Below are 26,098 nucleotides of genomic sequence, written 5' to 3'. Positions count from 1 at the left end.
TTTCCTGTCGGAGGGGGAAGGCAGAATCACATTCGTGCTGGTGGCGGTGGTGGCGGGCGAGCGGGGTGGGGGAGAGCTGCGTCCGCTCGACGCCGCCGGCCGACCCGTCGGCCCGGCCGAGACCGTCAGCGACCTCGCGGCAGCGATGGCCGCACGGGAGGCGGCCGAGCATCCGCGGTGGGTCTGGGCCACCGCGGGCGCGATCTACCCGAGCCTGCTGCGGGCCGGGGTGCGCGTCGAGCGTTGCCACGACGTGGAGCTGACCGAGGCGCTGCTCCTCGGGCACGCCGGCCGCTGGGGCGAGCCCCGCTCGCTGGCCGCCGCCTGGGGCCGCCTGACCGGCGGGCCGGTGCCGGCCGACCCGCCGCCGCGCGCCGCCGCGCCACCCGGGCACGGCCAGGGCGCCCTCTTCGACACGCTGCCCGGCCCGCCGGGCCCGGGCATCGAAGCACTGACCCAGGTGTACGCCGACCAGCTCGCCCGGGTCGCCACCACCGCGCACCCGGGCCGGTTCCGGCTGCTGGTGGCCGCCGAGTCGGCCGGTGCTCTGATCGCGGTGGAGATGGGCGTCGCCGGGTTGCCCTGGCGGGCCGAGGTGCACGACGCGATCCTCGCCGAGCTGCTGGGGGAGCCGTCCCCGGTCGGCGGGCCACCGCGCCGGGTGGCCGAGTTGGCGGCCCGGATAGCCGACGCGTTCGGCGTCCGCCACCTGCACGCCGACTCCCCGGCCGAGCTGTTGAAGGCGTTCGCCCGGGCCGGGGTGGAGCTGCCCAACACCCGGGCCTGGGTGTTGCGCGGGGTGGACCACCCTGCGGTGCCCCTGCTGCTGGAATACAAGGAGCTGTACCGGATCTGGACGGCGCACGGCTGGTCCTGGCGCGAGCAGTGGGTGCGTGACGGGCGGTTCCAGTCGGAGTACGTGCCGGGCGGGGTGGTCTCCGGCCGCTGGGCGACCCGGGGCGGTGGCGCGTTGCAGATCCCCAAGGTGATCCGCCGGGCGGTGGTGGCCGACCCGGGCTGGCGGCTGGTGGTCGCCGACGCCGGCCAGTTGGAGCCCCGCGTCCTGGCGGCGGTCTCCGGGGACGCGCGGCTGGCGGCGGCGGGCGGGGCCGGCGACCTGTACGCCGCGCTCGCCCGGGACTCGTTCGGTGGTGACCGCCCCCGGGCCAAGGTGGCCCTGCTCGGTGCCATGTACGGGCAGACCGGCGGTGCGGCGGTGCCGGCCCTGGCGGTGCTGAAACGCAGCTACCCGACGGCGTTCGGCTACGTCGAGGCGGCGGCGCGCACCGGCGAGGCGGGCGGGTTGGTGCGCTCGTGGCTGGGGCGCACCTGCCCGCCCGGCGCGGTCGGGCTCGGTGACCCCGACGAGGGGCCTGCCGATCCGGACGCCGCGGCCGATCGGCAGAGCCCCCGGGCGCGGGCAGCCCGGTCCCGGGGGCGCTTCACCCGCAACTTCGTCATCCAGGCCACCGCTGCGGAGTGGGCCTCGACTCTGCTGGCCACCCTGCGCACCGAGCTGGCCGGCACCGACGCCGAGCTGGTCTTCTTCCAGCACGACGAGGTGGTGGCGCACTGTCCGGCCGAGCAGGCCGAGACCGTCGCGGCGGCGGTGCGCCGGGCGGGTGAGCGGGCCACCGCCCTGCTGTTCGGTGACACGCCTGTGCGTTTTCCCCTGGACCTGTCCATCGTCGAGTGCTACGCCGACGCCTGACCGGCGAGCCGGGGCGGGCCGGAGCTGCCGCCGCTCGACTGTGCACGGTGCGCATTCCCCTCAGACTGCGCCGGGAGGTGCCGGGCGTGTAACGGTTGCGCTATTTCTCCTTTTTGCCCCGCCACTCGTGCGCGGCCCTCCTCGTTGCAGTGTCCGTAGGAGGGGGCCGGCCGTCACGGTCGGTCCCGTGCTTGAGGGGGCGCAGCTGAACCGGATCGCAGGAATGATCATCGCCGCAGGCGGGGGACGCCGCATCGGCGGGCCCGAGGCGCTGCTGCACCAGGGTGAGAAGCCCCTGGTGAACCAGATGATCGACACGATGACCGAGGCGGACTGCGAGCAGATCGTGGTCGTGCTGGGGGCCGCCGCGGAGCAGGTCCGGGAGACCGCCGACCTGGGCAAGGCGACCGTTGTGATCAACAAGGCGTGGGGCACCGGGGTCGGCTCGTCCATCCGCGCCGGTCTGGCCGCCATGGACGACGCGGGGATCGAGGCGGTGGTGGTGGTGCCCGTCGACATGCCGGGCCTGACCGCCGCGGCGGTCCGCCGGGTGGCCGCTCTGCCGTACCCGGATGTGCTGGTCTGCGCCACCTACGACGGGCTGCGCGGTTACCCGATGCTGTTCGGCCGCCGGCACTGGCCCGGCATCGCGACCCTGGCCAGCGCCGACGTGGGCGCCCGGCCGTACCTGCTGGCGCACAAGGACCAGATCGTCGACATCGCCTGCGACACGGTTGCCGACGGCAGTCGCGTCGACACTCCGGAGCTGATGGCGCTCTACGGGCTCACGGTCCCGCCCCAGCGCGTAGGGGTCTGAGCGCTGGGGTTTTCATGATCGGTGGCAGCTGAGCAATTCGACACGCCGCGCAGCGCGCTGCTGAACTGCCACCGATCGCCCGATCGGAGCCGTCAGTCCACCGACTGGTCCAGTTCTCCGGTGGCGGCGAGCCGCCGATACCAGTGCGCGCTGTCCTTCCAGGTGCGTTCCTGGGTGTCGTAGTCGACGCGGATGATCCCGAACCGGCGGTCGTAGCCGTAGCCCCACTCGAAGTTGTCGAGCAGCGACCAGACGAAGTAACCCCGCACGTCCACGCCCTGCTCGCGGGCGTCCGCCACGGCGGAGATGTGCCGGCGCAGGTAGTCGATCCGCAGGTCGTCGTGGATCCGGCCGTCGGCCGCCACGGCGTCGTCGAAGGCCGCGCCGTTCTCGGTGATCATCAGCGGCTGCCCCGGGTGTTCCCGGCCCAGCCGTAGCAGCAGCTCGGTCAGGGCCGGCGGGTCGATGTTCCAACCCATCGCCGTGTACGGGCCGGGTTGCGGCAGGAAGTCGACGTCGTCGGCGCCGACCCACGGCGAGTGCGTCGACGCGCCGTGCCCGTCGGCGTCCGAGCGGGCCGAGTGCCCGTCCCAGGCGCGAACCAGAGTGCTCGAGTAGTAGTTGACGCCCAGCACGTCCAGCGGCACGGCGGCGACCTTCTCGTCGCCCTGGCGGACGAACGACCAGTCGGTGACCCCCGCGGTGTCGGCCAGCAGGTCGGCCGGGTACGCCCCGTTGAGCATCGGGCCGAGGAACGCCCGGTTCGCCAGCGCGTCGATGCGGCGGGCCGCGTCGACGTCCACCGCCGAGTCCGACGCCGGGCGGATCACGTGCAGGTTCAGCGTCACCGACAGCTCGGCGGTCGGGGCCAGCTCCCGGACCACCCGGCCGGCCAGGCCGTGCGCCAGGTTCAGGTGGTGCACCGCAGCCAGCGCGGCCGCCGGCTCGGTCCGCCCCGGCGCGTGCACCCCGGAGCCGTAGCCCAGGTACGCCGAGCACCACGGCTCGTTGAGCGTCGTCCAGGTGTGCACCCGGTCACCGAGCGCGGCGACGATCCCCGACGCGTACTCCTCGAAGCGCAGCGCGGTGTCCCGCACCGGCCACCCACCGGCGTCCTCCAGCTCCTGCGGCAGGTCCCAGTGGTACATGGTGGCGACCGGGCGAACGCCGCGCTCCAGCAGGCCGTCGACCAGCCGCGAGTAGAAGTCCAGGCCGGCCTGGTTGAACCGGCCGGACCCGCCCGGCTGCACGCGCGGCCAGGAGATCGAGAAGCGGTACGCGCCCAGGCCCAGCTCGGCGATGTGGTCGAGGTCCTGCGGCCAGCGGTGGTAGTGGTCGGCGGCCACGTCGCCGGTGTCGCCGTTGAGCGTCCGCCCAGGGGTGTGGCTGTAGGTGTCCCAGATGGACGGCCCGCGGCCGTCCTCGGCGGCCGCGCCCTCGATCTGGTACGCCGCAGTGGCCGAACCCCAGAGGAAGCTCTCCGGAAAGGTGCGTGCCGTCATCGTCCTGCTACCTCCGTCCCGGCGACCACGCAGTGGTACGCCGACGATTCACCCGCCACCAGCTCCGCGCTGGCCACGCCGTCGCGGAAGCTCACCTCGAACTCCGCGCCCGGCCCCTCGCCGGGCGACGGAATCCGTACCCGTTGCCGCTGCCCCTCCGCCGGGGCGTAGAGGCACAGGCGCACGCCGTCCGCCCACTCGTAGTCGGGCCGGTCGGAGCGCGCCCCGAACGGAATGACCGCGCCCGGCCGGACGAGCACCGGAAGGCTGTCGAACTCGTGCTTCTCGGTGACCCAGGCCGGGCCGGTGAGCTGCGCGCCGGTCACCAGGTGCGTCCACGTGCCGGCGGGCACATAGTAGGTGACCTGGCCGTCGGCGTTGAGCACGGGTGCGACGAGCACGTCGGCGCCGAGCATGTACTGCCGGTCCAGGTGCGCCGCGGCCGGGTCGTCCGGGAACTCCACGATCATCGGACGCATCATCGGGATGCCGTCGCGGTGCGCCTCCTGCGCGGCGGCGGCCAGGTACGGCATCAGGCTGAGCTTGAGTCGGGTGAAGTGCCGCAGCACGTCGACTGCCTCCTCGTCGTACGCCCACGGCACCCGGTACGAGCCGGAGCCGTGCAGCCGGGAGTGCGAGGAGAGCAGGCCGAACGCGATCCACCGCTTGAAGACTGCCGGGTCGGGGGTGCCCTCGAAGCCGCCGATGTCGTGGCTCCAGTAGCCGAAGCCGGAGGCTGCCAGGGACAGCCCGCCGCGCAGCGACTCGGCCATCGCGACGAACGTCGACTCGCAGTCGCCGCCCCAGTGCACCGGGAACTGCTGCCCGCCTGTGGTGGCCGAGCGGGCGAACACCACCGCCTCGCCCTCGCCGCGCTCGGTCTCCAGCAGCTCGAAGACGGCCTTGTTGTAGAGGTACGAGTAGTAGTTGTGCATCCGCTGCGGGTCCGACCCGTCGTGCCACACCACGTCGGTCGGGATGCGCTCGCCGAAGTCGGTCTTGAAGCAGTCGACGCCCATGTCCAGCAGGACCTTGAGCTTGCCGGTGAACCAGCGGACCGCGTCCGGGTTGGTGAAGTCGACGAGCGCCATGCCGGCCTGCCACTTGTCCCACTGCCAGACCGACCCGTCCGGGTTGCGGACCAGGTAGCCGGCCTCGCGGCCCTCCTCGAAGAGGTACGAGCGCTGCGCGATGTACGGGTTGATCCAGACGCACACCTTCAGGTCGCGCTCGTGCAGCCGGCGCAGCATCCCCTCCGGGTCGGGGAAGGTCGCCGGATCCCAGACGAAGTCGACCCAGTGGAACTGGCGCATCCAGAAGCAGTCGAAGTGGAACACCGACAGCGGCAGGTTCCGTTCGGCCATCCCGTCGACGAACTCGGTCACCGTCTTCTCGTCGTACGAGGTGGTGAACGACGTGGACAGCCACAGCCCGTACGACCAGGCGGGCACCCGGGCCGGCCGGCCGGTCAGCGCCGTGTACCGGCGCAGCACGTCCTTCGGGGTGGGCCCGTCGATGACGTGGTAGGTCAGGGACTGACCCTCGACGCTGAACTGGTTCTGCGCCACGACCTCCGAGCCGACCTCGAACGACACGTGCTCCGGGTGGTCCACGAAGACCCCGTAGCCGGCGCTGCTCAGATAGAACGGCACATTTTTGTACGCCTGCTCGCTCGCGGTGCCGCCGTCGGCGTTCCAGATGTCGACGGTCTGGCCGTTCTTCACGAACGGGCCGAAGCGCTCGCCAAGCCCGTACACCGTCTCGCCGACGCCGAGGGCGAGCCGCTCGTGCACGTGCCGGCGGCCCTCGCCGTCGGTGACGATGCCGACGCTGCGCGCGGTGGACGCGGTGAGCAACCGGTCGCCGTGCAGGAACTCGACCCGCCAGCCGTCGATGAGCGCGACCCGGGCGGTCAGCTCGCCTGTGGTGAGCGACGCGGTGATGCCTGTGATGTCGACGGTGACCGGGTGCTCCTCGTCGGTGCTCAGCCCGAAGTGCGGCTCGCGGGGCAGTCCGCCGCTGTGGTGGCCGATTGTCACCCCGACGACGCCGGGGGCGGGGGAGAAGAACCGGACGGTGACGACGGGCCGGTTGAGGGTGTCGCCCCGCCCGGTGATCTGACCGGCAGGCGCGAAGACGGTGAAGCCGCGGTCGTCCGGCTCGACCGATTCGACTGTGCCGGGGCGCAGCACGCGTACCCCCGGGCGCAGTTGCCAGTACCCGTCGGTGAACTTCACTTCTCGGCTCCTGCCGTGATGCCGCGCGCCAGGGTGCGCTGGAAGATGAGGAAGAAGAGGATGGCCGGCACCAGGCTGATCAACGCGCCGGCGTTTGTCGTCGGGGCGTCCATCAGCCGGTCGCCCTGCAACGACGCCAGCGCGACCGGGATGGTCTGCGTCTGGTTGTCGATGAGCATGACAAGCGGGATGAGGAACTCGTTCCAGGTCCAGATGAAGAAGAAGATGAGCAGCACGGCGAGGGTGGGCCGCAGGTTGGGGAAGACCACCCGCCACAGCACCGTCCACTTGCCGGCGCCGTCGAGCGCGGCAGCCTCCAGCAGCGAACGCGGGAACGTGCCCAGCACCGAGGCGAGCAGGTACGTGCCGAACGCGCTCTGGATCACCGTGAAGATGATGATCACCGCGAGTCGGGTGTTGTAGAGCCCGACCTCCTTGGCCACGTAGTAGAGCGGGTAGATCAGCGCCTCCTGCGGCAGCATGTTGGCCAGCAGGAACAACCCGACGATCCACAGCCGGCCGCGGACCCGGCCGATGCCCAGGGCGTATGCGTTGAGCAGGGACACGACGACGCCGAGCACCGCCACCGAGCCGGCGATGAGCGCGGAGTTCCACAGCTTGAGGGGGAAGTTCACAGCGGTCCAGTACGTCCGCAGACCCTTGGTGTAGAACTCCGTCGGCCAGCTCAGCGGCCCGCCCGACGAGTAGTCGCCGGGCGACTTGAACGCGTTGAGCAGCATGAACGCGAACGGCACCAGCATGACGAGCGCGCCGAGGGTGACCAGGACGAGCACGACCCAGCGGCTGACGCCGCGGTGGTGCCTGTCGCGTACCGGCCGGTGCACCGGTACTGGCGTGAGCGTGACGGCCATGTCAGAACCCCCGGTCCCGGCGCTCGCTGCGCGCCTGCATCCCGATGAAGACCGCGGCCACCACGACGATGATCAGCGTCAGCACTGTGGAGATCGCGGAGCCGTAGCCGACCTGGAGCTTCTTGAAGAACGTGTAGTACGCGAAGTACGACGGCACGTTCGTGGCGTTCTCCGGGCCACCCCGGGTGAGCGCGAAGATCGGCCCGAACACCTTCAACGCGGCGATGGTGCAGGTCAGGGCCACCACGAAGGTCTCCGGCCGGATCTGCGGGAGGGTGATCGCCCGGAACCGGTGCAACCAGTTCGCGCCGTCGACCTCGGCCGCCTCGTACAGCTCCGGGTCGACCCGCTGCAACGCCGCCATGAACACGACGACCGGGTAGCCGATCTGCACCCAGATCATCACCGCCATGACTGCCGGCAGGGCCGTACCCGGGTCGCCGAGCCAGTCGTGGCGCAGCGCGCCGAGGCCGACCGCGTCGAGCAGGCTGTTGAACGCGCCGTCGGGGCGCAGGATCCAACCCCAGACGATGCCGGCCACCACCACGGGCAGCACCTGCGGCAGGTAGAACGCGGCCCGCAGCGCGGCGGCGGTACGCGGCTTGAACCGACGCCCGATGACGTCGAACAGCACCGAGGCGAGCAGCAGCCCGAGCACTGTGGGCACCACCACCATCGCGACGATCATCGCCACGGTGTTGCGGAACGACGCCCAGAACACGTCGTCGTGCAGCAGCCGTTGGTAGTTGTCGAACCCCACGAAGGTGGGGTCGCCGATCCCGGACCACTTCGTCAGCGACAGGTAGACGGTGCCGACGAGCGGAGCGCCGATGACCAGGACGAACAGCACCGCTCCGGGGAGCAGGTAGAGCCAGTACGCCGCGTTGCGGCCGCGCGGTGCGCGGCGGGGCGTGCGCGGGGTGGGTGTCGTTGCCGTCGGGGAGGTGGCGGCGACGGTCTCGGAGACTGCCATGGAAGATCCTTCCCGGTGGAGCGGGCGGGCACGCCTGTCGTGCCTGTCGTGCCCGCCGCTCGCCGTGTCACTTGCCGGTGATCTCCTTGACGCCGTCGGCGTACGGCTTGGCGATCGTGTCGAGCACCTGGTCGGGGGACTTCGACCCGTTGATCAGGCCCTGGAAGCCACCGACGAGCACGTCGTAGTAGCCGGGCACCGGCCAGTCCGGGTAGAAGGCCAGGCCGTCCTGCTTGCTTACCGTGTTGAAGTCCTCGATCAGCTTGCGGTCCTTCGGGTCGCTGATCTTCGACGCGTCAGCGGCGACCGGGACACCACCGTTGTTGCCGATCAGGTCCTGGATCTCCGGACGCAGGGTGATGTCGATGAAGTCGTACGCCAGGCTCTTGGCCTTGCTGTTCTCCGGGACCACCCAGATGTTGCCCGACGAGCCGGCGTGCAGGGTGTTGCCGGGGAAGAGGAAGGTGTCCCAGTTGGCCTTCATCTCGGTCTTGAACCGGCCGTACCACCAGCTGCCCGAAACGATCATCGGGGTCTTGCCGGCGATGAACGCGGTGCCCATGTCCTCGGCCTTGAGGCTCGCCGAGTTCTTGGCCACGTAGCCCTTACGGACCCACTCGGCGAAGGTGTCCGCGCCGTACTTCAGCGGGTCCGCCGTGAAGTCGACCGGGTTCTTGTAGAGCTGGTAGTTGTCGACGAACTGCCGGTCGGCCCTGGAGAGCGCCAACTGGTAGAAGAGCTGCCCGGCCGGGTACTCGGCGCCGGCCATGCCGAGCGGCGTGACGCCCTTGCCGACGAAGGTGTCCATCGCGGCGGTCATCTCGGCCATGTTTGTCGGCACCTTGACGCCATTTCGCTCGAACAGGTCCTTGTTGTAGTAGACCGTGACGTACTCGCCGTAGTTCGGCACGCCGAACCACTTGCCCGATCCCATCACGCCCTTGTCGCTGTACCGGGCGGTGGTCTGCAGGCTGGGGCTGAGCTTGCCGGCCCAGCCACGCTTGTCGGCCTCGGTGCTCAGATCGGTGAGCAGACCCTGCGACGACAGCAGGCCGGCCGTCGCGTTGCCCTTGTTGTACTCCATGATGTCCGGGCCCTCGGACGAGTTGATGATCATGCCGGCGTTCTGCTGGATCTGCTCGAACGCCTTGCGCTCGAAGCGCACCTCGACGCCGGGGTGCTCGGCCTTGAAGATCTCGATCGCCCGGTTCCAGCCGACCCCCATCGCGCTGTTCTCGCCCTCGTAGTGCCAGAGCTTGAGGGTCTTGGCCCCGCTGTCGTCCTCGCTCTCGCCGCCGCCGCACGCGGCCACGGTTGTCGTCGCGGTCGCCGCCAGGGCGAGCGCCGCGACGATCCGGCGGAATCGCTGCATTGCTATCCTCCTCGTTGAGTATCGAGCCGGTACTTCACTGGGTCCGTCGTCGCGTTGCCGCGCGGCGGCGGGCCGTTTTGGCTGGTCAGCCTCCGCTCGTCGGAGACGGTTCGGCGCTGGCCGGGGCCTGCCGTCGTGGCTCGGCGGTCGATCCCCGGATCTCCAGCGCGCACGGCAGCAGTTGCTGGTGGCGCTCGTTGCCACGCCCGTCCAGGTGACGCACAAGCGCCTCGATCGCGATCCGGCCCAGGGTCGACCCGGGCGACGTCATCGCGGTCAGCGCCGGGGTGGCCAGCTCGGCGACCTGTGGCGAGGTGACCATCGAGACGACCGAGACGTCGCCGGGCACCGACAGCCCCCGCCCGGTCAGCTCGCCGAGGATGCCGAAGATCGCGGTCTCGTTCATCGCCAGCACGGCGGTCAGCTCCGGCGTCCGCGCGAGCGCGGCAGCAAGGGCGGCCCGTCCGCCGGCGGCGCTGTCCTCGGCCGGGATCATGACCGGCTCCAGGCCGTGCCCGCTCATCGCGGAGACGAACGCGTCCCGGGTCCGCAACGCGGGACCGTAGCCGCTGGCAAGCGTGGCCGCCGAGTGGTTGACGTAGACGATCCGACGGTGCCCCAGGCCGACCAGGTGCGCGACTGCCTCCCGCACGGTCTGTTCGAAGTCGATGTCGACGTAGGAGAGCCCTGTGGTGTCGCCGGTGCGCCCGATCAGCACCAGCGGCACGCCCGCCTCCTGGAGCACGCTGACCCGCTCGTCGGCGAGCTGCACCTCCATCAACACGACGCCGTCGAGCATCCGCTGGCTTGCCAGCCGCCGCAGGTCGTCGAGGTTGCCGCCGCCGACCGGCGAGAGCACCAGGTGGTAGCCGACGGCGCTGGCCGCCGCGGCGGCGCCGGTGACGAACGCGGTCTCGGTAGCGCCCAGGCCGCGCTCGTCCATCGGCATCAGCAGGCCCAGGATCCGGCTGCGCCGGCTGGCCAGACCACGGGCCATCGCGTTGGGCTGGTAGTCGAGCTGGGCCATCGCGGCGAGGACCTTGTCCCGGGTGGCCTGGGAGATCGGCCGAGCGCCGGTGAGCACGTACGACACGGTGCTGGCGGAGACCCCAGCGAGGCGGGCGACGTCGTGCATGGTGGCCACCGCGCACCTCCTCCGGCCCGGCGTGGGATCGCTCCCGAATGATCGTCGAAGCGTTTCGACGAAGCGGTTCGACAGACGCTAGGCCACCTGTTGCGGCGACGTCAACAGTCGGTGTCGAGAAGAAGTCAGGCGTGCGCGGGGCCCCGCACCGCGTGCCACGCCCTTCCGCGCCGCCTGCCTGTCAAGATCCGCTGCCTCCCGCACGTGCGCGTCCGCCAGGCCGGGCAGCCCGAGCGCGCCCCAGAACTCCGGCACCCGTGCGTCCTGCGCCGGAGGTGACTGCGGCGCGGGGTCGGTCAGATGTCGATGTTGAACCGCTGCAACACCGACGGGGCGATCAGGCCGGCGGTGGCGAGCGCCGCCACGACGGTCAGGACGGCGCGCAGCACGACCACCTCGGTCTTGCTACCGGTACGCAGCGCGATGCTGTTGGGCAGGCCGATCATCGTCCACATGCGCCGACGGATCGGGATCGGCCAGAGGATGGGCACCCCGGCTCTGGTGATCATGTCGCCGAGGATGTGCACGAAGCAGCCCACCCCGACGGCCGTGCCGATCAGTGGATAGCCACGCCCGCCCGGCAGGGTGGCGAAGGTGAACCAGGCAGCCCCGGCCGACGCGAGCGTCACGATCACCCAGCCGGCCCGCTCGGCCCACTCGTCGAAGAGCCCGCGCAGGGCGAGGCCGAACATGAAGAACAGGATCGTGATCACCGCCCACTTGCCGTACGCGGCGCAGAGCGCTGTGGTGCCCCAGCCGACCAGCAGCGTGAACGGAAGCGTGTGGGTGAGCGTCCGGTGCCCGTTGTTGCGGCGTGGATCCTTGCTGAGCTTCGTGGCGTAGTAGACCCCGAGCGAGATCTTCTCCATCACCTCGGCGACGAAGAGCGAGAAGACCCCGAACGTGCGGGCGACGGTGGCGCCACCCTGGTTGCGGGTCACCTTGCCGGACAGGTCGAGGTCGGGGAAGAGCGCCCCACCCGCGCACACCGCAGTGCCCACCGCCAGCGCCAGCGGCGACTGGTGGTAGTCGGCGAACTGGTCCAGCGCCCAGGACCCGGCCAGCCATACCGCCGCGCCGGACAGCGCGTGCGACGGTCCCATCATCTCGGCTCACCCTCCCCAGGGATCTTGAGCGCCCAAAACTACGCCACTGTGGCCAGCGCCGGTGTCGCAGGGGCGTCAGTCCGAGCGTCCACAACGGACATCGTCAGTGGGTGGGCGTGAAGCTCTGCCGGATCATCACGAAGTATGCCGCGTTGACCTGCCAGTCGAACTCTTTTGTCAACCACGAGACGGTGTAGGCGCGTCCGGCCGAGGTGTTGGCGAGCAGCCGGATGCTGTGCACCCGCTCACCGGCGGCGTTCTCCCAACTGCACTCCCAGAGGGCGCCGCCGTCGAAGACGTCGAGCGGCGAGATGTCCAGCTTGCGGTATCCCGGCAGCGCGTCACCGCCGACGAGCCGCTTCTCCTCGGCCTTCCAGTGCGCCACCGGATCGGCCTGCGGCGGCCCCGCCTCGACGCTGAGCACCCGGGCGCCGCTGGGCTCCCGGAAGCAGGTCACCGCCCCTTCGGTCCAGCGTGCCCAGTCCACCGGCGCCGCGATGCGGAAGCCGCTCGGGTCGACGTGCCAGGTCCAACCGTCGCGCAGCCCGTACCGCGCGTCGGCGGGCGGCGACACCGACGGCACCGGGGTGGCCGTCGACGGCGGAGCCGCCGCGCAGGCGAACGCGGCCGGTCGGGTGGCGGTCGCGCCTCCTCCGGACCCGGACGGCGGCGTCCGCTCGTCGTGGCGACTGAGCAGCACCGCCGTGACACCCCCGGCGACGAGCAGGGCCGCGGCCGTCGCCACGGCACCCAGCGCGATCAGCCGGCCGCGCCGGCCGGCCGGGCGGGTCACCGGTGGGCGGGCCGGCGGCGGCGCGTCGTCCGGTGGGTGGATCGCCAGCGGGCGGGCCACCGGCGGGCGGGTCGGCGGTGGCGCGTCGTCCGGCGGACCGGCCTGGCCGCCCCGAACGGGTACCGCGGAACGACCCGCGCTGCGGACCGCCGCCACCGCCGAGGAGGGGGCCGGTCCGGCCGGCCGGTCGTGGTCGGCGGCCGCGGCGCGCAGCAGCGGCTCGGCCTCCACGGCGGTCAACCGCCGCCAGGGATCGCGCTGCAACAGGCCGGTGATCACCGGATGCAACGGGCCGGCCCGACGCATCGGATCCGGCGGCTCGGTGGCCAGCGCGCTCAACGTCGCCATCGCGCTCGACCGGGCGTACGGGGACTGCCCCTCGACCGTGGCGTAGAGCGTCGCGCCCAGCGACCACAGGTCGGTACGAGGATCCGACACGCCTTCACGGGCCCGCTCCGGCGCGACGAACTGCGGCGAGCCGAGAACCAGGCCCGGGCCGGTCATCGCCCCGTCGCCGCCGTCGAAGGTGGCCAGCCCGAAGTCGGTGAGCACCACCCGCCCGTCGTCGGCGACAAGCACGTTGTGCGGCTTCACGTCGCGGTGCAACACGCCTGCGGTGTGCGCCGCCCGCAACGCCGCGAGCACTGCCAGCCCGATCCGGGCGGTGCGTTGTGGACTCAGCGGGCCCTCATCGCCGATGATCTGCTGCACCGACCGGGACGCCACGTACTCCATCACGATCCACGGGTTCTCCCGGTCGTGCACCACGTCGTAGAGCCGCACGACGTTGGGGTGGTTGAGCCGCGCCGCCGTGCGCGCCTCGCGCAGAGTCCGCAGTCTCAGCTCGGCGCGGTCGGCCTCCGCCAGCCAGGCCGGCGGCACGACCTCCTTCACCGCCACGTCCCGGTGCAGCATCTCGTCACGGGCCAGCCACACCCGGCCCATCCCGCCGGTGCCGACCAGGTCGAGCAGCCGGTACCGACCCGCGATCAGCAACTGCCGCACTGTCGCTTCCCCCTCGGTCACCCCGAGTTACACGATAGCCACCAACGCTGTTTTTCCCATCCGCTGAGCGGCCTCGATCCACGCCGGACGGAGGGCCGATCAGGGCCATACGGCGCAGGTCAGCGGGGTGGTCGGAAACTGTCTCGCACTACCGTCCAGTCTGCGTCGGCGGCCGTCCAGTCCCTGTCGTCGGTGATCCAGCCCAGCATCCAGCGCCGGTCCGGGAGGACCTGTTGCCGGGCGTGCAGCAGCGGGCCGCCGTACGGGGCCGTCCACCGGCACTCCCACTCCGCGCCGCCACCGTCCGCGGCGAACCGGATCTCGTCGTAGCCCGGCAGCGCCCCGGCGTCTGCCGCGTCGTCGCGTACCGACCGCAGTCGGGTCAGCGGGTCGGCGGTGCCGCCCTGCGTGACGCTCAACGCCCGGCCGGTGGCCGGGTCCTGGAAACAGGCCACCGTGCCCTCGCGCGAGTAGTGCCATCTCGCCGGGACCGAGATCCGGAAGCCGGCGCTGTCGGTGTGCCAGACCCACCCCGGGGGCGGCCGGAACCGCTCGCCCGGAAGGCGTGATCCGGTCGGGACCGGCGGGCCGGCGACGTCCGGGCGGACGCAGGGAAAGGGCGGCGGCGGCACGTCGCGCCCGTTCGGCGGCGGGCCGGGCCGGCCGGGGCCGCCACCCCCGTACGGGCCGCCGGGGCCGCCACCGCCGTACGGGCCGCCGCCGTCGTTCGGACGATCCGTCGGTGGCGCGGTGGACCGCCCGGCGGTGTCGGTCGGGGCGTCACCGGCGACCGCCAGCGCGGTGCCCACGCCGGCCGCGGCGGCCACGAGCAGCGCGGTCACGGCAAGCGCCGCCCGCCGCGCGGTGGGACGCCCGCCCAGTCTTCCGCCCGGTCGCTCCGGCGCGGCAGGGGTGGCGGCGGTCGCCTCGGCCGAGGCCCGGACGCCCGGTTCGGCGCTCGGGCGGGCGCCCGTCGACGTGTTCCCAGGTGGAACGGCCCCGCTGCCGTTGGTGGCGGCGGTCGGGCCGGGTTCGGACAGCGAGACGGTGGCGTCCTGGTCGGCCGGTTCCCCGGCAGCGGACGCCCCCGAGCCCGCGGAGCCGATCGCGCCTGCGGAGCCGGTCGAGCCTGCGGAGCGGGTCGGGGCGTCGGGTACGGCTTCCGGCGGGAGCGTCGGCCGGCTGGGCTGTCCGGTCGCGGCAGCGGTGAGCAGCCGGCGGGCCCCGTCGTGGTCGAGGCGGTCGCTCGGGTCGCGGCGCAGCAGCCCGGCGAGCACCGGCGCGAGCGGTCCGGCGTGCGGGGCCGGATCCGGTGGGCCCGCGGCCAGGGCGCTGAGCGTGGCCATCGCGTTGCTGCGGGCGTACGGGGAGCGGCCCTCCACGGCGGCGTGCAGGGTGGCCCCGAGCGACCACAGGTCGGCGGCCACCGTGGACACCCCCTCGGCGGCCCGCTCCGGAGCGACGTACTGCGGAGAGCCCAGCACCATCCCCGGGCGGGTCATCGCGCCGTCCCCGCCGTCGAAGGTGGCCAGCCCGAAGTCGGCGAGCATCACCCGGCCGTCGTGGGCGACGAGCACGTTCTGGGGTTTGACGTCACGGTGCAGCACTCCGGCCGTGTGCGCGGCCTCCAGCGCGCCGAGCAGGGCCAGGCCGATCCGGGCCGCGCGGGCCGGCTCCAGCGGCCCCTCGGTGTCGATGACGTCCTGCAGGGTGCGCGACGGGACGTACTCCATCACGATCCACGGGCTGCCCTCGACCGGGACGACGTCGTAGAGCCGGACCACGGCGGGGTGGTTGAGTCGGGCCGCGGCGCGCGCCTCCCGCAGCGTGCGCGAGCGCAGCTCGGCCCGCTCGTGGTCGGCCAGCCAAGTCGGCGGTACGACTTCCTTGACGGCGACCTCGCGGTGCAGCATCTCGTCGCGGGCTCGCCACACCCGACCCATGCCCCCGCGACCCACCAGGTCGAGCAGCCGGTACCGACCGGCGATCAGCACCTGCGCACGCTCCTCCTCAGCCGCTGTCCGGGGTACACCCTAACCAGCGGATCGGAAGTCACCTATCGGTCGTCCGACTTTGCTCAGCAGGCGGCGTGGTCGGCGGCGGCGAGCAGGTTGCCCTCGGGGATGGCGATCCGGTTACGTCCGCCGGCCAGTCGGGCGGCGGCGCGGCGGGCCTGGAGCGGGCCGTGCTCGCGACGGGCGGTGGCGTAGGTGGCGGCGGTGCGGGCCGCGATGGTGGCCCAGCCGTACCGCTCGCCGACCATGGTGCGGGCCCGTCGGGCCACCCGCCGGGCGAAGACCTCGTCGTCGAGCAGCTGGTCGACCGCGCCCGCGAGGGCCGCCGGGTCGCTGTGCGGGAACGTCACGCCTGTCACGCCGGGTTCGACGATCTCGGCGAGGCCGCCGGTGCGGGCCACGGCGAGGGGCGCCCCGGCCGCGGCCGCTTCCAGGGCCACCATGCCGAACGGCTCGTAGAGGCTGGGAACCACTGTCGCGTCGGTGGCGCCGAGCACCGCCGGCAGTTGGGTGGCGTCGAGGAAGCCTGTGAAGCTGACGGTCGAGCCCAGTGCCAGGCGGCGGGCCTGCGCCTCCAACTCGGGGCGGTACGGGCCGTCGCCGGCGATCACCACGCGCAGCCCGGGGTGCCGCTCGCGCAGCCGGGGCACCGCGTGCACGAGGTGCTGCACGCCCTTCTCGTAGACCAGGCGTCCCGCGTACCCGACGAGGGGGCCGTCCGCGGCGAACCGTGCGCGGGCCGAGGCGACCGCGCGCGGGCGGGCCCGCCAGGCCCGGTCGTCGACCCCGTTGGGGACCACGTCGACAAGCCCCGCCGGTACGTCGAAAAGCGCGCTGACCTGCTCGCGCATGTAACCCGAACAGGTGATCACCCGGGTGGAGGAGCCGCTGAGCCAGTGCTCGACGCCGTGGATGGTGCGGTTCATCTCCTCGGGCAGCCAGCCCTGGTGCCGGCCCGCCTCGGTCGCGTGGATGGTCGTGACGAGCGGCAGGTCGAGGTGTTCGGCGAGGGTGGTCGCGGTGTGGGCGACGAGCCAGTCGTGGGCGTGGATGACGTCGTAGCTGCCGGCCTGGGTGGCGCGCAGCGCGGTGCGGGTGAGGGTGTGGTTGAAGGCCATCGTCCAGGCGAGGAGGGAGCCGGTGGCGAGGGGGAAGGCGACGGGGTCTTCGGGTGCGCGCAGGATGCGCACGCCGTCGGCGTACTCCTCAAGGGGTGCGCCCTCGGCGTGGCGGGTGACGACCGTGACGTCGTGGCCGGCGGCGGCGAGGGCGACGGAGAGGGCGTGCACGTGGCGGCCGAGGCCGCCGACGAGCACCGGCGGATATTCCCAGGACAGCATCAGCACCCGCAGGTGACGAGCGGGGTGGATGTCGATCACGTGGGCGTCGGGTGACATGCGGCCCCCTTTGAGTTGTCCCCGGGCGCGCGCCGACCGACACCGGAGTCGATGTCGCCGTCGCGTCTGGATCGGGGCCAATCCTGCCGGGGCCGAGATAACCAGCGGAGACACCGCCGTTGCGGTCGTGTAAAGCGCTACTGGCCTTTTCGGCGCACCCGCAGCAGCTCGGCCACCGACCACGCCTGGAACGGGCAGCCGGTCGCGGAGTGCGGCGCGACGCCGTCGGCCGTCTCACTTACCGATCCTAGCCCATATTCGGTCAGATGGGACTCTATGCCGATCAATACGTCATCGACCGACATCTTGCCCCGGCGGCAGGCGTCCACGTACGGCCCCAGCAGCCACGGCCACACCGTGCCCTGGTGGTAGCCGCCGTCCCGCTCGGCCGGGCCGCCCCGGTGCCGAGCGACGAACTCCGCCGAATCCGCTGCGAGACTGCGCGGCCCGAGCGGAGTGAGCAGCCCGGTCGCGATCCGGCGCAACGTCGGCTCGTCCGGCTCCAACGGCGCGAACGGCAACGACCAGGCCAGCAACTGGTTGGGGCGCAGCGCGTCGTCGTCGTGCAGGGCCGCCCCACCCAGCGGGTACGCCGGCGCGGGCGCGTCCAGCACGTCGTGCAGCCAGCCGGTCGGGGCCGGGTAGCGGTCCCGGAACGACGCTGTCGCTCGTGCGTGCCGCCGCCACAGCTCGGCCGCGTCCTGGCCGGCCAGCTCGGTCAGCTCGGCGAGACCGGCCAGCCCATTGATCCACAACGCGTTCACCTCGACCGGCTTGCCCGTGCGTGGGGTGACGGGCACCCCGTACACGCGGGCGTCCATCCAGGTGAGGGCGGCGCCCGGGGCACCCTGGGCGAGCAGCCCGTCGGCCGGGTCGACGGCGATCCCGTACCGGGTGCCGGCCACGTGCGCGTCGACGACCGTGCGCAGCGCCGGCAGCAGGTCGTCGCCGAGATCGGTGTCGCCGGTGACCGTTACGTGCCGGCTCACCGCGTGCAGGAACCACAGCGTGCCGTCGACTGTGTTGTACTCCACCCGGCCGGTGTCGGCCGTGTTCGCGAGCATCCCCTCGGACAGCGTCGCCGCGTACGCCCGCAGCAGCTCGCGCCCCTCGGCGGCCCGGCCGGTGCAGAGGAACAGCCCCTCGTACGAGATCATCGTGTCCCGCGACCAGGCGCCGAACCACGGGTAGCCGGCCACCACGTCGACGGCCGCGCCGCCGGGACGGACCACGAACGCGTCGGCGGCCAGCGCGAGCGTCGCGTCCACCTCGTCGGCGGGCTTCGCCGCGGCCACCACCTGCCGGTTGCGTCGCCGGGCCGTCGCCACGACCTCGGCGGCCGGCGGCGGCTCCTCGTCCAGCCGACCCGCCCAGGCCCGCACCGACACCGTGTCGCCGGGGCGTTCCAGCTCGCCGGCGAAGCGGCCCGCGTACCAGACGTCCTCGTCCGGGTGCAGACCCCGGACGGCCTCCTCGCGGTGGTGCACGCCCAGCCACCACTGCCCCTCCGGCGCCCAGCCGGGCCCGGCGAGCCGGTACGCGCCCTCGACCACCGCGCCGTCGGCGACCGCCTCGACCTGCGGCGTCGGGCCGTCGGCCCGTCGCTCGCCGTGCGCGTCGCGCCAGGTGCACGCGGCAGACAGCTCCAGGCGGACCGGACCGCCGGCGACCAGCCGGTGGACGACCGCCACGCAGGAGCGGCCGGGCAGCATGGCCAGCTCCCGCTCGATCACGACCGCGCCGATCCGCCACCGCCACCGGGGCAGTCCGTCGACCAGCTCGAAACGTTCCAGCAGCTCGAAGCCACGCGGGTCGACGTCGCCGGAGGACCACTCGTGGGCGCCGAGCCGGACCCGCGCGCCGGACGGCAGGGTGACAGTCGGGTCGAGGCTTACGAGTCCCACCTGGCGGGACGCGGGAGTTTCGCCCGGCACCACCAGCAGACCGTGGTAACGGCGGGTCCGCAGTCCGCCAACGGTGCCCATCGCGTACCCGCCGAGGCCGTCGGGCACCAGCCACTCCCGGCTGGACGCGCTGGTCAGATCGCCGCAGACCTGCGGGCCGAAGTTAATGTCGATCAACTTTCCTCCACCGCCGCCGAGGTGTAACACGCCACGACGAGAATGGCCGCTGTGGTCAAGCACCGCGGCGGCGTCAAAGATGTGCACGTGATCAATGACCGCTCGTCCTCCGACGCCTCGCCACCCGACGCTGAGCGGCTCCGGCTCGCCCAGGCCGACTCGGGGGAGCAGGACTGGCGCGCATGGGGTCCCTATCTGTCCGAACGGGCGTGGGGGACGGTACGGGAGGACTACAGCGAGCACGGTACGGCGTGGGACTACTTCCCACACGACCATGCGCGGTCCAGAGCCTACCGTTGGAACGAAGACGGGATGGCAGGCGTCTGCGACGACCGGCAGACCTTCGCCTTCGCCCTGTCGCTGTGGAACGGCAGGGACCCCATCCTCAAGGAGCGGATGTTCGGGCTCGGTGGCGACAGCGGCAACCACGGGGAGGACGCCAAGGAGTACTGGTGGTACGAGGACTCCACGCCCACCCACTCCTGGATGCGCTGGCGGTACCACTACCCGCAGGCAGCCTTCCCGTACGACGAGCTCGTCGCGGTGAACGCGCTGCGCGGCCGGGACGACACCGAGTACGAGCTGGTGGACACCGGAGTCTTCGACGACGACAGGTACTGGGCGGTGACCGTCGACTACGCCAAGGCGTCACCTACCGACCTGTGCATCGTGGTGACAGTTGCCAACCGGGGCGACCGGACGGCGACCCTGCACGTGCTGCCCACCCTGTGGTTTCGCAACACGTGGGCCTGGGGGCTGCCCGGTGGCGACCGGATCCCCCGGCTGACCGGGGAGGGCACCCGGCTGGTCGGTGAGCACCGGGTGCTCGGCCAACTGCTGCTGGAGGGCGACGGCGGCCCGGTGCCGCTGCTCTGCGACAACGACACGAACGCCGAACGGCTCTGGGGGCTGCCCGGCCGCTCCCCGTACCCGAAGGACGGCATCAACGACCACGTGGTCAACGGCGCGGCCACGGTCAACCCGGCCCGCGAGGGCACCAAGGGCGCGTTGCACTACGTGCTCGACGTGCCGGCCGGCGGGCAGCGCCAGATCCGGCTGCGGCTGACCCGTACCGCGTCCCCGCCGGCCGCCGCCCCGCCGCCCCCGGCCGACCTCCGCGACGGCTTCGAGGCAGTGGTGTGGGCACGGCGGGCCGAGGCGAACCGCTTCTTCGCCGGCGTGATCCCGGAGGCCGCGACGGCGGACGAGGCGCTGGTGGCGCGGCAGGCCATCGCCGGGCTGATGTGGGGCAAACAGTTCTACCACTTCGACGTCAAGCGCTGGCTGGACGGTGACCCGGGCTCGTCGCCCCCGCCGACCGGGCGTCGGCACGGGCGCAACAGCGCCTGGTGGCACATGACCAGCTTCGACGTCATCTCCATGCCCGACCCGTGGGAGTACCCCTGGTACGCGGCCTGGGACCTGGCCTTCCACTGCGTGAGCATCGCCCGGGTCGATCCGGGCTTCGCCAAGGAGCAGATCCTGCTCCTGCTGCGCGAGTGGTACCTGCACCCCAACGGGCAGATCCCGGCGTACGAGTGGGCGTTCGGCGACGTGAACCCGCCTGTGCACGCGTGGGCGGCGCTCAAGGTGTTCGAGATCGACGGCGGCCGGGACTTCGAGTTCCTGGGCCGGGTGATGCACAAGCTGTTGCTCAACTTCACCTGGTGGGTCAACCGCAAGGACACCGGTGGCAACAACGTCTTCGAGGGCGGCTTCCTCGGGCTGGACAACGTCGGGCCGTTCGACCGCTCGGCGGCGCTTCCGGTGGCAGGCGTGCTGGAGCAGTCCGACGGCACCGGCTGGATGGCCATGTACGCCCTCAACCTGCTGGACATGGCCATCGTGCTGGCCGAGCACGACCGGACGTGGGTGGACACCGCCACGAAGTTCTTCGAGCACTTCCTCTACATCGCCGCCGCCGCGTACGAGCAGGGGCTGTGGGACGACGAGGACGCCTTCTTCTACGACGTGCTGCGCCTCGCCGACGGCACGAAGGTGCCACTGAAGGTCCGTTCGGTGGTCGGGCTGCTGCCGCTGGCCGCCACCACCCGCCTCACCGCCAAAACCCTGCACCGGTTGCCGGAGCTGGGCGCCCGGCTGCGCTGGTTCCTCACCAACCGCCCGGAGTACGCCCAGGTGATCGGCACCCGCCGGCTCGGGCCGGACGGCCGCCAGCAGCGGCTGCTGTCAATGGTCGGCCAGGAGCAGGTGGTCCGGCTGCTCGCCCGGATGCTCGACCCCGACGAGTTCCTCTCCGACTTCGGCCTGCGGACGCTGTCCCGCGCGCACCTGGACAAGCCGTTCTCGGTCACGCTCGGCGGGCAGGAGTTCTCCGTCGGCTACGAACCGGCCGAGTCGACGAGCGGCCTGTTCGGCGGCAACTCGAACTGGCGCGGGCCGATCTGGATGCCGACGAACTTCCTGCTGATCAGCGCGCTGCGCGACTACGCGGCGTTCTTCGGCGACGACCTGCAGGTGGAGTATCCGACCCGCTCCGGGGTGAAGCGCTCGCTGGACGAGATCGCCGACGACCTGTCGGCCCGGCTGATCTCGCTCTTCACCCAGGACGACTGGGGTCGCCGACCGATCTACGGCGCGTGCCGGCTCTTCCAGACCCACCCCGACTGGCGCGACCTGGTGGCCTTCCCGGAGTACTTCCACGGCGACAACGGCGCCGGTCTGGGCGCCTGGCACCAGACCGGCTGGACGGCCCTGATCGCCGACCTGATCCTGACCCTGCGCCGCTGACGGGTCGCGCGCCCGCGCTGGTCCGCGCCGGTCCGCAAGATCCGCGCAATATTCCTGATGTTGCTGCCTCAGTGCCGCTGGAGGCAGCAACATCACCGAAACTCCGCGGATCTTGCGGGCAACAGCGGGGCGATCCGCGGGGGCGCGGACCGTCGGTCAGGCGGTGATCAGGCCGAGTTTGATCAGGCTGTCGGCGGTGTCGGTGATGGTCGTCTCCACCGGACGGGGCTGCCAGCCGAGGACATTGCGCGCCTTGTCGTTGCTGATCACCGGCACCTGGCCCCGCAGGGCGGCCGCGTCGCGTAGCGCCGGCTCGGTCTTCGCGGCCTCGCGGACCTCCTCTGCGGTGAGTTCCCGGGCCGGCACCTTGTCGGCCAGGCTGGGCAGGTGCCGCGCCAGCATTCCCGCCATGTCGAGGAAGCTGATCGACGGGCCGCCGACGCCGATGAACCGTTCGCCGGCGGCGGCCGGGTGCAGCATCGCGCGTAGGTGCAGGTCGACGACGTCGCGGACGTCGACAACCCCGAAGTACATCCGGGGTACGACAGGCATCGAGCCCTCAAGGAACGCCTGCACCAGCCCTGTCGACGCGGACATCCGTGCGCCGAGCAGCGGCCCGAAGATGCCTGTCGGGTTGACCACGCTCAGCTCGAGCCCGCCGTTGTCCCGGACGTAGTCCCAGGCGGCCCGCTCGGCGAGCGTCTTCGACCGGTGGTACGCCGGGATGTCGTCGTCCACGTTCGTCCAGTCCGCCTCGCTGTACCGGCCGTCGGGCTTCACCGTGTAGCCCACCGCGGCGTACGACGAGGTCAGCACGACCCGCCGTGCCCCGGCCTCGCGGGCGGCCCGCAGGACCCGCAGCGCTCCGTCGCGGGCCGGGCGGATCACCTCGTCGTCGTTCTCGGGCGGGGTGAACGGGAAGGGCGACGCGTGGTGCAGCACGTACCGCGCCCCCCCGACCGCCTCGGCCCAGCCCTCGTCGGCGGAGAGGGCCGCGCTCCGGAACTCGACGCGGCCGTCCGGGTTGGCGCCGGTCTGCCGGACCCGGTCGAGCACCTCGTCCTGCTGGCTCGGCTCGCGGACTGTCACCCGTACCCGGTAGCCCTCGTCGAGCAGTCGTGCGACGGAGTACCCGCCGACGTGCCCGGTGGCACCTGTCACCAGGACGAGCGGGTCGTCGGTGGCGCGGAGCTGAATGTCGTTCGACATGATTTGTTCCTCCGTTTCTCAGAAATCCTGAAGAGCGCGCTCGACCTGCTCGATCGCGCGGGTCTCGGCAGCGGCGTCACCTCGGTGTCGGGCGTCCCACATGTCCGCCTTGCCACGCATGTACGCCTGGCGTACCCGGAGGCGCTCGATCTCGGCGGAGAGCCGTTCGGCGTGCCGGGCGAACAGGTCGCGCTGCGCGGCGGCCGCCTCGCGGTCGCCCTCGGCGAGCAACGTCAGGTACCGGCGCATGTCCGCCACGCTCATCCCGGACGATCGCAGGCAGGCCAGGGCGTCGACGCGCTCGGCGAGTCCTGTGTCGTAGCGGCGGTGGCCGCTGCTGTCGTCGCGTGGCACCACGCCGAGCAGGCCGACTTTCTCGTAGTACCGCAGCGTTGGTTCGCTGAAGCCCGACCGCTGGGCCATCTCCTGGATGGTCAGGGGAAATCCGGTGCGCCCCGCCGTCGTCGCTGCCATGGGTGAAGCGTCCCCAACTTCAAGCGCTTCAAGTCAAACGATGTGACGCGACGTACGCGTCAGACACCCACCAGCTCGGGGGCGAGAATGTGTGACTCATTCACTATCGTGAACGGCTGTGGGTGAGTCGGTGCGGCCGGTGGGTGAGGTGCGTGTCCTCGGCGAGTCCCGGGCCTGGCCCGCCATCGCGATACCCGTCGCGGTCCTGGTCGTGGTGATCGTCGTCGGGGTGGTCTTCGACCTGTTCGGCTGGAACATTCTGGCGGCTGCCGCCGCTTCGATAATCGTCGCCGTCATCGCCCGGCGAAACGCGGTGCTCGCCGATGATGTGGGGCTGCTGGTCCGTGGCAGCGGCGGCCTGGGACGCTCGTACGCCTGGGCCGAGATCGTGCGCCTGGGCTGGGTGGATGCGGGGCTGTGGGGGAGCACCCTGACGGTCTACCCCCGAGGCGGTCCCTACGACGTGCCGGGACCGAACACGCCGACCACAGTGGGACGCATCTGGCGCCCCCGTCGTCGGCGCCTCGCGGACCCGCTGCCTGCGTTGCTCGAGCAACACGGCATCAAGACGCTGTCCGACCCCTGAGCCCTCCGGGAGCCCGGGTTCTCACTCGTAGCCGACGTGCACGACCAGCTTGCCCTCGGCGACGCGGGCCCCCACGTAGACGGACCCGGGGTCGAACACTTTCGGAGGCAACGTCCGCTCCTCGGTGAGGCCCATCTCGCGTGCCAGGTCCTCCGGGGTCTGCCCGGCCGCGGGCGCCACGGTGATCTGCCGCCAGCAACCACCGGAGGCGCACTCCGTGCCTTCGTCGACGACGCTCGCCCCGGCCGGCACCTCGGGCAGTCGCGACTTCGGCGGCAGGGCTCCCTCGTCGCCGAATGCCCGCAGCGACAGGAACCACAGAACCCACAGGCACGACAGCAGACCCACCGTGACGGAGACGGCCACGAGGACGCGCTTCGCCCGGCGTCTCCTCGGCGCGGCCTCCAACGTCATGACGCCAGGGTAGCGGGGCAAGATCGAAGCTATGCGGCTCAGGTCTCCGCGCCGGCGTCCTGGCTGGCGTCCACCCGGGCGCCGATCCCCGCCGGCAGTGGGTAGACCCCCTCGGCGGGGAGCAGCGCCGCCGCCGCTGGTTCGTCGTTGACGACGAGCAGTTCGTGGATGCGGTGAACAGTGGGGGTGATGTCGCTGACCGCGACGATCCAGTCGTCGACGTACCGGTCGACAGCCTCGCCGGACAGCCCGACCTGTAGCGAGCGGTAGGGCAGCGCGCCTCGCTGAGCCGCCGGACGGAGCTAGAACGGGGGCCGGGGTGTCTCCGCCAGCCGGCCGTGGGAGCGGCGCGCGTCCCCGACGGCGACGGCAGCCAGCACGACGGCGGCTGCGGCCGCGGCGCTGAGCGGTTCGAGGCGGATCGTCACCGGCACCAGCAGACCGAGGGCCAGCAGACCCGCCAGCCGGGAGCGGGAGACCCGTGCGAACACCTGGTATTCGAGGGCCGACCGTCCGGCGAGGAAGAGCACGGGGCCGCCGAGTATGGCGATGAGCCAGGCTGCCCGGAGGGGCCCGCGTGGCTCGGCGATGAACAGTTCGAAGCCGACGCCTGTCAGCACGATCCCCGCGATCATGACCAGGTGAGCGAACGCCATCTCGGTGGCGAGCCGGGGAGCGTTGTGGGAGTGACTGACGGCGGCGTCCTGCACCCGGCCCGCGACATGGAAGTAGATCCGCCACAGCAGCACGGTGGTCGCCAGCGCCAGGACGTAGCCGCCCGTCTGGTCGGCGTGGAACCCGCTGCCGCTGAACGCCAGCCCGAGCACGAAGATCGCCTCCCCGATCGCGATGAGGAGGAACTGCTGGTACCGCTCGGCCAGGTGCTCGGCCGCGATCATCCGGCCGCCGATCCGTTGTGCGCCGATGCGGGGGGTCGGCCATCCGAGGTACAGCCCGGTGTAGTCGACCAGGACGGCGATGGTCCACAGCGGTCCGCGGACCGTGCCGTCGTCGGCCAGCCCGCCGATGATCCAGAGCGGCGCGCTCACTCCGAACCAGAGCAGGACCCGGAGGGTCTGGCGCGGATCCGGTCGGCCGCGCCCGGCGACGTGGAAGTAGACCACGCGGCCGATCTGGAGGCTCACGTAGGTGATGGCGAAGAGGGCGGCCCGCGCGCCGAAGGCGTCGGGCACCGCGACTGCCATCGTCATGGCACCGATCATCGTCAGGACGATCACGGTCTGGACTATCGGCGCCTCCGGGTCCAGCCAACTGGTCGACCAGACGGTGAGCGACCAGACTGCCCACAGGGCCAGGAACAGCAGGAGGGCCTGACCGAGACCCGCGAGCACCCCGCGCTGGCCGTCGGTGAAGTCGGCGATCACCCGTGCCGAGATCCGGGTGAGGGCGAAGACGAAGACCAGGTCGAGGAAGAGCTCCAGGAAGGTGGCCCGCTGGAGGCTGGCCTCGCCGCGCACCAGCGGCACGCCAGGCTTCCCGCTCATCGGCCCGCCACGGGCGGGTGCCGCCCAACGGCCACGTGCCCTCCCGTCGTGGTGATCTCCTCGCCTAACGAGCGAGGGATCGGCTGTGGCACGCGGAGGCAGCTACGGGGCGCGGGCTTCGGCGGCGACGTCCG

Annotated in this window: 19 protein-coding genes and 1 pseudogene; 4 read left to right on the top strand and 16 right to left on the bottom strand. The window is 72.0% G+C overall.

Annotated features, from left to right (window positions below; genetic code table 11):
• The first annotated feature begins 4 nt into the window (after positions 1-4).
• Entirely contained in the window at positions 5-1,711 is a 1,707-nt protein-coding gene (locus tag OOJ91_RS09480; RefSeq protein ID WP_266245335.1) for a bifunctional 3'-5' exonuclease/DNA polymerase, read from the top strand.
• 223 nt (positions 1,712-1,934) lie between these two features.
• Complete coding sequence (locus OOJ91_RS09475; protein ID WP_266245334.1) at positions 1,935-2,528, top strand: nucleotidyltransferase family protein; 594 nt, start codon at positions 1,935-1,937, stop codon at positions 2,526-2,528.
• A gap of 92 nt (positions 2,529-2,620) precedes the next feature.
• On the opposite strand, the gene OOJ91_RS09470 is transcribed toward OOJ91_RS09475, so the two are convergent.
• The 11 genes from OOJ91_RS09470 to OOJ91_RS09420 form a co-directional block, all read right to left on the bottom strand.
• Positions 2,621-4,030 (bottom strand): GH1 family beta-glucosidase, encoded by a 1,410-nt coding sequence (locus OOJ91_RS09470; RefSeq protein WP_266244260.1) that lies wholly within the window; start codon positions 4,028-4,030, stop codon positions 2,621-2,623.
• Positions 4,027-6,267, bottom strand: coding sequence for an alpha-xylosidase (yicI, locus tag OOJ91_RS09465; protein WP_266244259.1), 2,241 nt, complete (start codon positions 6,265-6,267; stop codon positions 4,027-4,029). Before yicI ends, OOJ91_RS09470 begins: the two co-directional genes overlap by 4 nt.
• Positions 6,264-7,139, bottom strand: a complete 876-nt coding sequence (locus tag OOJ91_RS09460; protein WP_266244258.1) for a carbohydrate ABC transporter permease — start codon at positions 7,137-7,139, stop codon at positions 6,264-6,266. Before OOJ91_RS09460 ends, yicI begins: the two co-directional genes overlap by 4 nt.
• Before the next feature lies 1 nt (position 7,140).
• Positions 7,141-8,112: a carbohydrate ABC transporter permease gene (locus OOJ91_RS09455; RefSeq protein ID WP_266244257.1), complete on the bottom strand. Its 972-nt coding sequence runs from the start codon at positions 8,110-8,112 to the stop codon at positions 7,141-7,143.
• Positions 8,113-8,179: 67 nt separating this feature from the next.
• Positions 8,180-9,484, bottom strand: a complete 1,305-nt coding sequence (locus OOJ91_RS09450; protein ID WP_266244256.1) for an ABC transporter substrate-binding protein — start codon at positions 9,482-9,484, stop codon at positions 8,180-8,182.
• A gap of 85 nt (positions 9,485-9,569) precedes the next feature.
• Positions 9,570-10,619: a LacI family DNA-binding transcriptional regulator gene (locus OOJ91_RS09445; protein ID WP_266245332.1), complete on the bottom strand. Its 1,050-nt coding sequence runs from the start codon at positions 10,617-10,619 to the stop codon at positions 9,570-9,572.
• Between the two features lie 305 nt (positions 10,620-10,924).
• Positions 10,925-11,734, bottom strand: coding sequence for a metal-dependent hydrolase (locus tag OOJ91_RS09440; RefSeq protein WP_266244255.1), 810 nt, complete (start codon positions 11,732-11,734; stop codon positions 10,925-10,927).
• A 103-nt stretch (positions 11,735-11,837) separates the two neighbouring features.
• Positions 11,838-13,553 (bottom strand): serine/threonine-protein kinase, encoded by a 1,716-nt coding sequence (locus OOJ91_RS09435; RefSeq protein ID WP_266244254.1) that lies wholly within the window; start codon positions 13,551-13,553, stop codon positions 11,838-11,840.
• Between the two features lie 98 nt (positions 13,554-13,651).
• Complete coding sequence (locus tag OOJ91_RS09430; protein WP_266244253.1) at positions 13,652-15,526, bottom strand: serine/threonine-protein kinase; 1,875 nt, start codon at positions 15,524-15,526, stop codon at positions 13,652-13,654.
• 83 nt (positions 15,527-15,609) lie between these two features.
• Entirely contained in the window at positions 15,610-16,944 is a 1,335-nt protein-coding gene (locus OOJ91_RS09425) for a glycosyltransferase family 4 protein (RefSeq protein ID WP_266244252.1), read from the bottom strand.
• A gap of 137 nt (positions 16,945-17,081) precedes the next feature.
• On the bottom strand, positions 17,082-19,025 hold the full coding sequence (locus OOJ91_RS09420; protein ID WP_266244251.1) for an amylo-alpha-1,6-glucosidase: 1,944 nt from the start codon (positions 19,023-19,025) through the stop codon (positions 17,082-17,084).
• A 42-nt stretch (positions 19,026-19,067) separates the two neighbouring features.
• Between OOJ91_RS09420 and OOJ91_RS09415 the strand changes: the two genes are divergently transcribed.
• Positions 19,068-21,776, top strand: a complete 2,709-nt coding sequence (locus tag OOJ91_RS09415; RefSeq protein ID WP_266244250.1) for an MGH1-like glycoside hydrolase domain-containing protein — start codon at positions 19,068-19,070, stop codon at positions 21,774-21,776.
• Between the two features lie 156 nt (positions 21,777-21,932).
• On the opposite strand, the gene OOJ91_RS09410 is transcribed toward OOJ91_RS09415, so the two are convergent.
• Together OOJ91_RS09410 and OOJ91_RS09405 are read right to left on the bottom strand one after the other, a co-directional pair.
• Positions 21,933-22,985 carry an NAD-dependent epimerase/dehydratase family protein gene (locus OOJ91_RS09410; RefSeq protein WP_266244249.1) on the bottom strand — a complete coding sequence of 351 codons (1,053 nt, stop codon included), beginning with the start codon at positions 22,983-22,985 and terminating at the stop codon, positions 21,933-21,935.
• 18 nt (positions 22,986-23,003) lie between these two features.
• The gene (locus OOJ91_RS09405) at positions 23,004-23,459 is read right to left on the bottom strand and encodes a MerR family transcriptional regulator (protein WP_266244248.1); all 456 of its coding nucleotides are present in this window, start codon (positions 23,457-23,459) and stop codon (positions 23,004-23,006) included.
• A 118-nt stretch (positions 23,460-23,577) separates the two neighbouring features.
• Here OOJ91_RS09405 and OOJ91_RS09400 point away from each other — a divergent pair, with 118 nt between their 5' ends.
• On the top strand, positions 23,578-24,045 hold the full coding sequence (locus OOJ91_RS09400; RefSeq protein ID WP_266244247.1) for a hypothetical protein: 468 nt from the start codon (positions 23,578-23,580) through the stop codon (positions 24,043-24,045).
• Between the two features lie 21 nt (positions 24,046-24,066).
• On the opposite strand, the gene OOJ91_RS09395 is transcribed toward OOJ91_RS09400, so the two are convergent.
• The 3 genes and pseudogenes from OOJ91_RS09395 to OOJ91_RS09385 all read right to left on the bottom strand — a co-directional run bounded on the left by OOJ91_RS09395 (position 24,067) and on the right by OOJ91_RS09385 (position 25,964).
• Positions 24,067-24,459: a hypothetical protein gene (locus OOJ91_RS09395; RefSeq protein ID WP_266244246.1), complete on the bottom strand. Its 393-nt coding sequence runs from the start codon at positions 24,457-24,459 to the stop codon at positions 24,067-24,069.
• Between the two features lie 38 nt (positions 24,460-24,497).
• Positions 24,498-24,746: pseudogene (locus tag OOJ91_RS09390) on the bottom strand (DUF4291 family protein); the annotation flags it as partial.
• A gap of 15 nt (positions 24,747-24,761) precedes the next feature.
• Positions 24,762-25,964 (bottom strand): low temperature requirement protein A, encoded by a 1,203-nt coding sequence (locus OOJ91_RS09385; RefSeq protein ID WP_266244245.1) that lies wholly within the window; start codon positions 25,962-25,964, stop codon positions 24,762-24,764.
• Positions 25,965-26,098 lie beyond the last annotated feature (134 nt).

Origin of the sequence: Micromonospora lupini, from assembly GCF_026342015.1 — a bacterium.
Taxonomy (GTDB): domain Bacteria; phylum Actinomycetota; class Actinomycetes; order Mycobacteriales; family Micromonosporaceae; genus Micromonospora; species Micromonospora lupini_B.
Note: the sequence above shows the minus strand (reverse complement) of the source record. Positions and strands in the feature narration are given on the sequence as shown.

Bases quoted from the DNA above. Each gene is read 5' to 3' on its own strand.
- OOJ91_RS09475 (WP_266245334.1), top strand. From the start codon at position 1,935: ATGATCATCGCCGCAGGCGGGGGACGCCGCATCGGCGGGCCCGAGGCG.
- OOJ91_RS09470 (WP_266244260.1), bottom strand. From the start codon at position 4,030: ATGACGGCACGCACCTTTCCGGAGAGCTTCCTCTGGGGTTCGGCCACT.
- OOJ91_RS09460 (WP_266244258.1), bottom strand. From the start codon at position 7,139: ATGGCCGTCACGCTCACGCCAGTACCGGTGCACCGGCCGGTACGCGAC.
- OOJ91_RS09455 (WP_266244257.1), bottom strand. From the start codon at position 8,112: ATGGCAGTCTCCGAGACCGTCGCCGCCACCTCCCCGACGGCAACGACA.
- OOJ91_RS09450 (WP_266244256.1), bottom strand. From the start codon at position 9,484: ATGCAGCGATTCCGCCGGATCGTCGCGGCGCTCGCCCTGGCGGCGACC.
- OOJ91_RS09445 (WP_266245332.1), bottom strand. From the start codon at position 10,619: ATGCACGACGTCGCCCGCCTCGCTGGGGTCTCCGCCAGCACCGTGTCG.
- OOJ91_RS09440 (WP_266244255.1), bottom strand. From the start codon at position 11,734: ATGATGGGACCGTCGCACGCGCTGTCCGGCGCGGCGGTATGGCTGGCC.
- OOJ91_RS09425 (WP_266244252.1), bottom strand. From the start codon at position 16,944: ATGTCACCCGACGCCCACGTGATCGACATCCACCCCGCTCGTCACCTG.
- OOJ91_RS09415 (WP_266244250.1), top strand. From the start codon at position 19,068: ATGGCCGCTGTGGTCAAGCACCGCGGCGGCGTCAAAGATGTGCACGTG.
- OOJ91_RS09410 (WP_266244249.1), bottom strand. From the start codon at position 22,985: ATGTCGAACGACATTCAGCTCCGCGCCACCGACGACCCGCTCGTCCTG.
- OOJ91_RS09405 (WP_266244248.1), bottom strand. From the start codon at position 23,459: ATGGCAGCGACGACGGCGGGGCGCACCGGATTTCCCCTGACCATCCAG.
- OOJ91_RS09395 (WP_266244246.1), bottom strand. From the start codon at position 24,459: ATGACGTTGGAGGCCGCGCCGAGGAGACGCCGGGCGAAGCGCGTCCTC.
- OOJ91_RS09385 (WP_266244245.1), bottom strand. From the start codon at position 25,964: ATGAGCGGGAAGCCTGGCGTGCCGCTGGTGCGCGGCGAGGCCAGCCTC.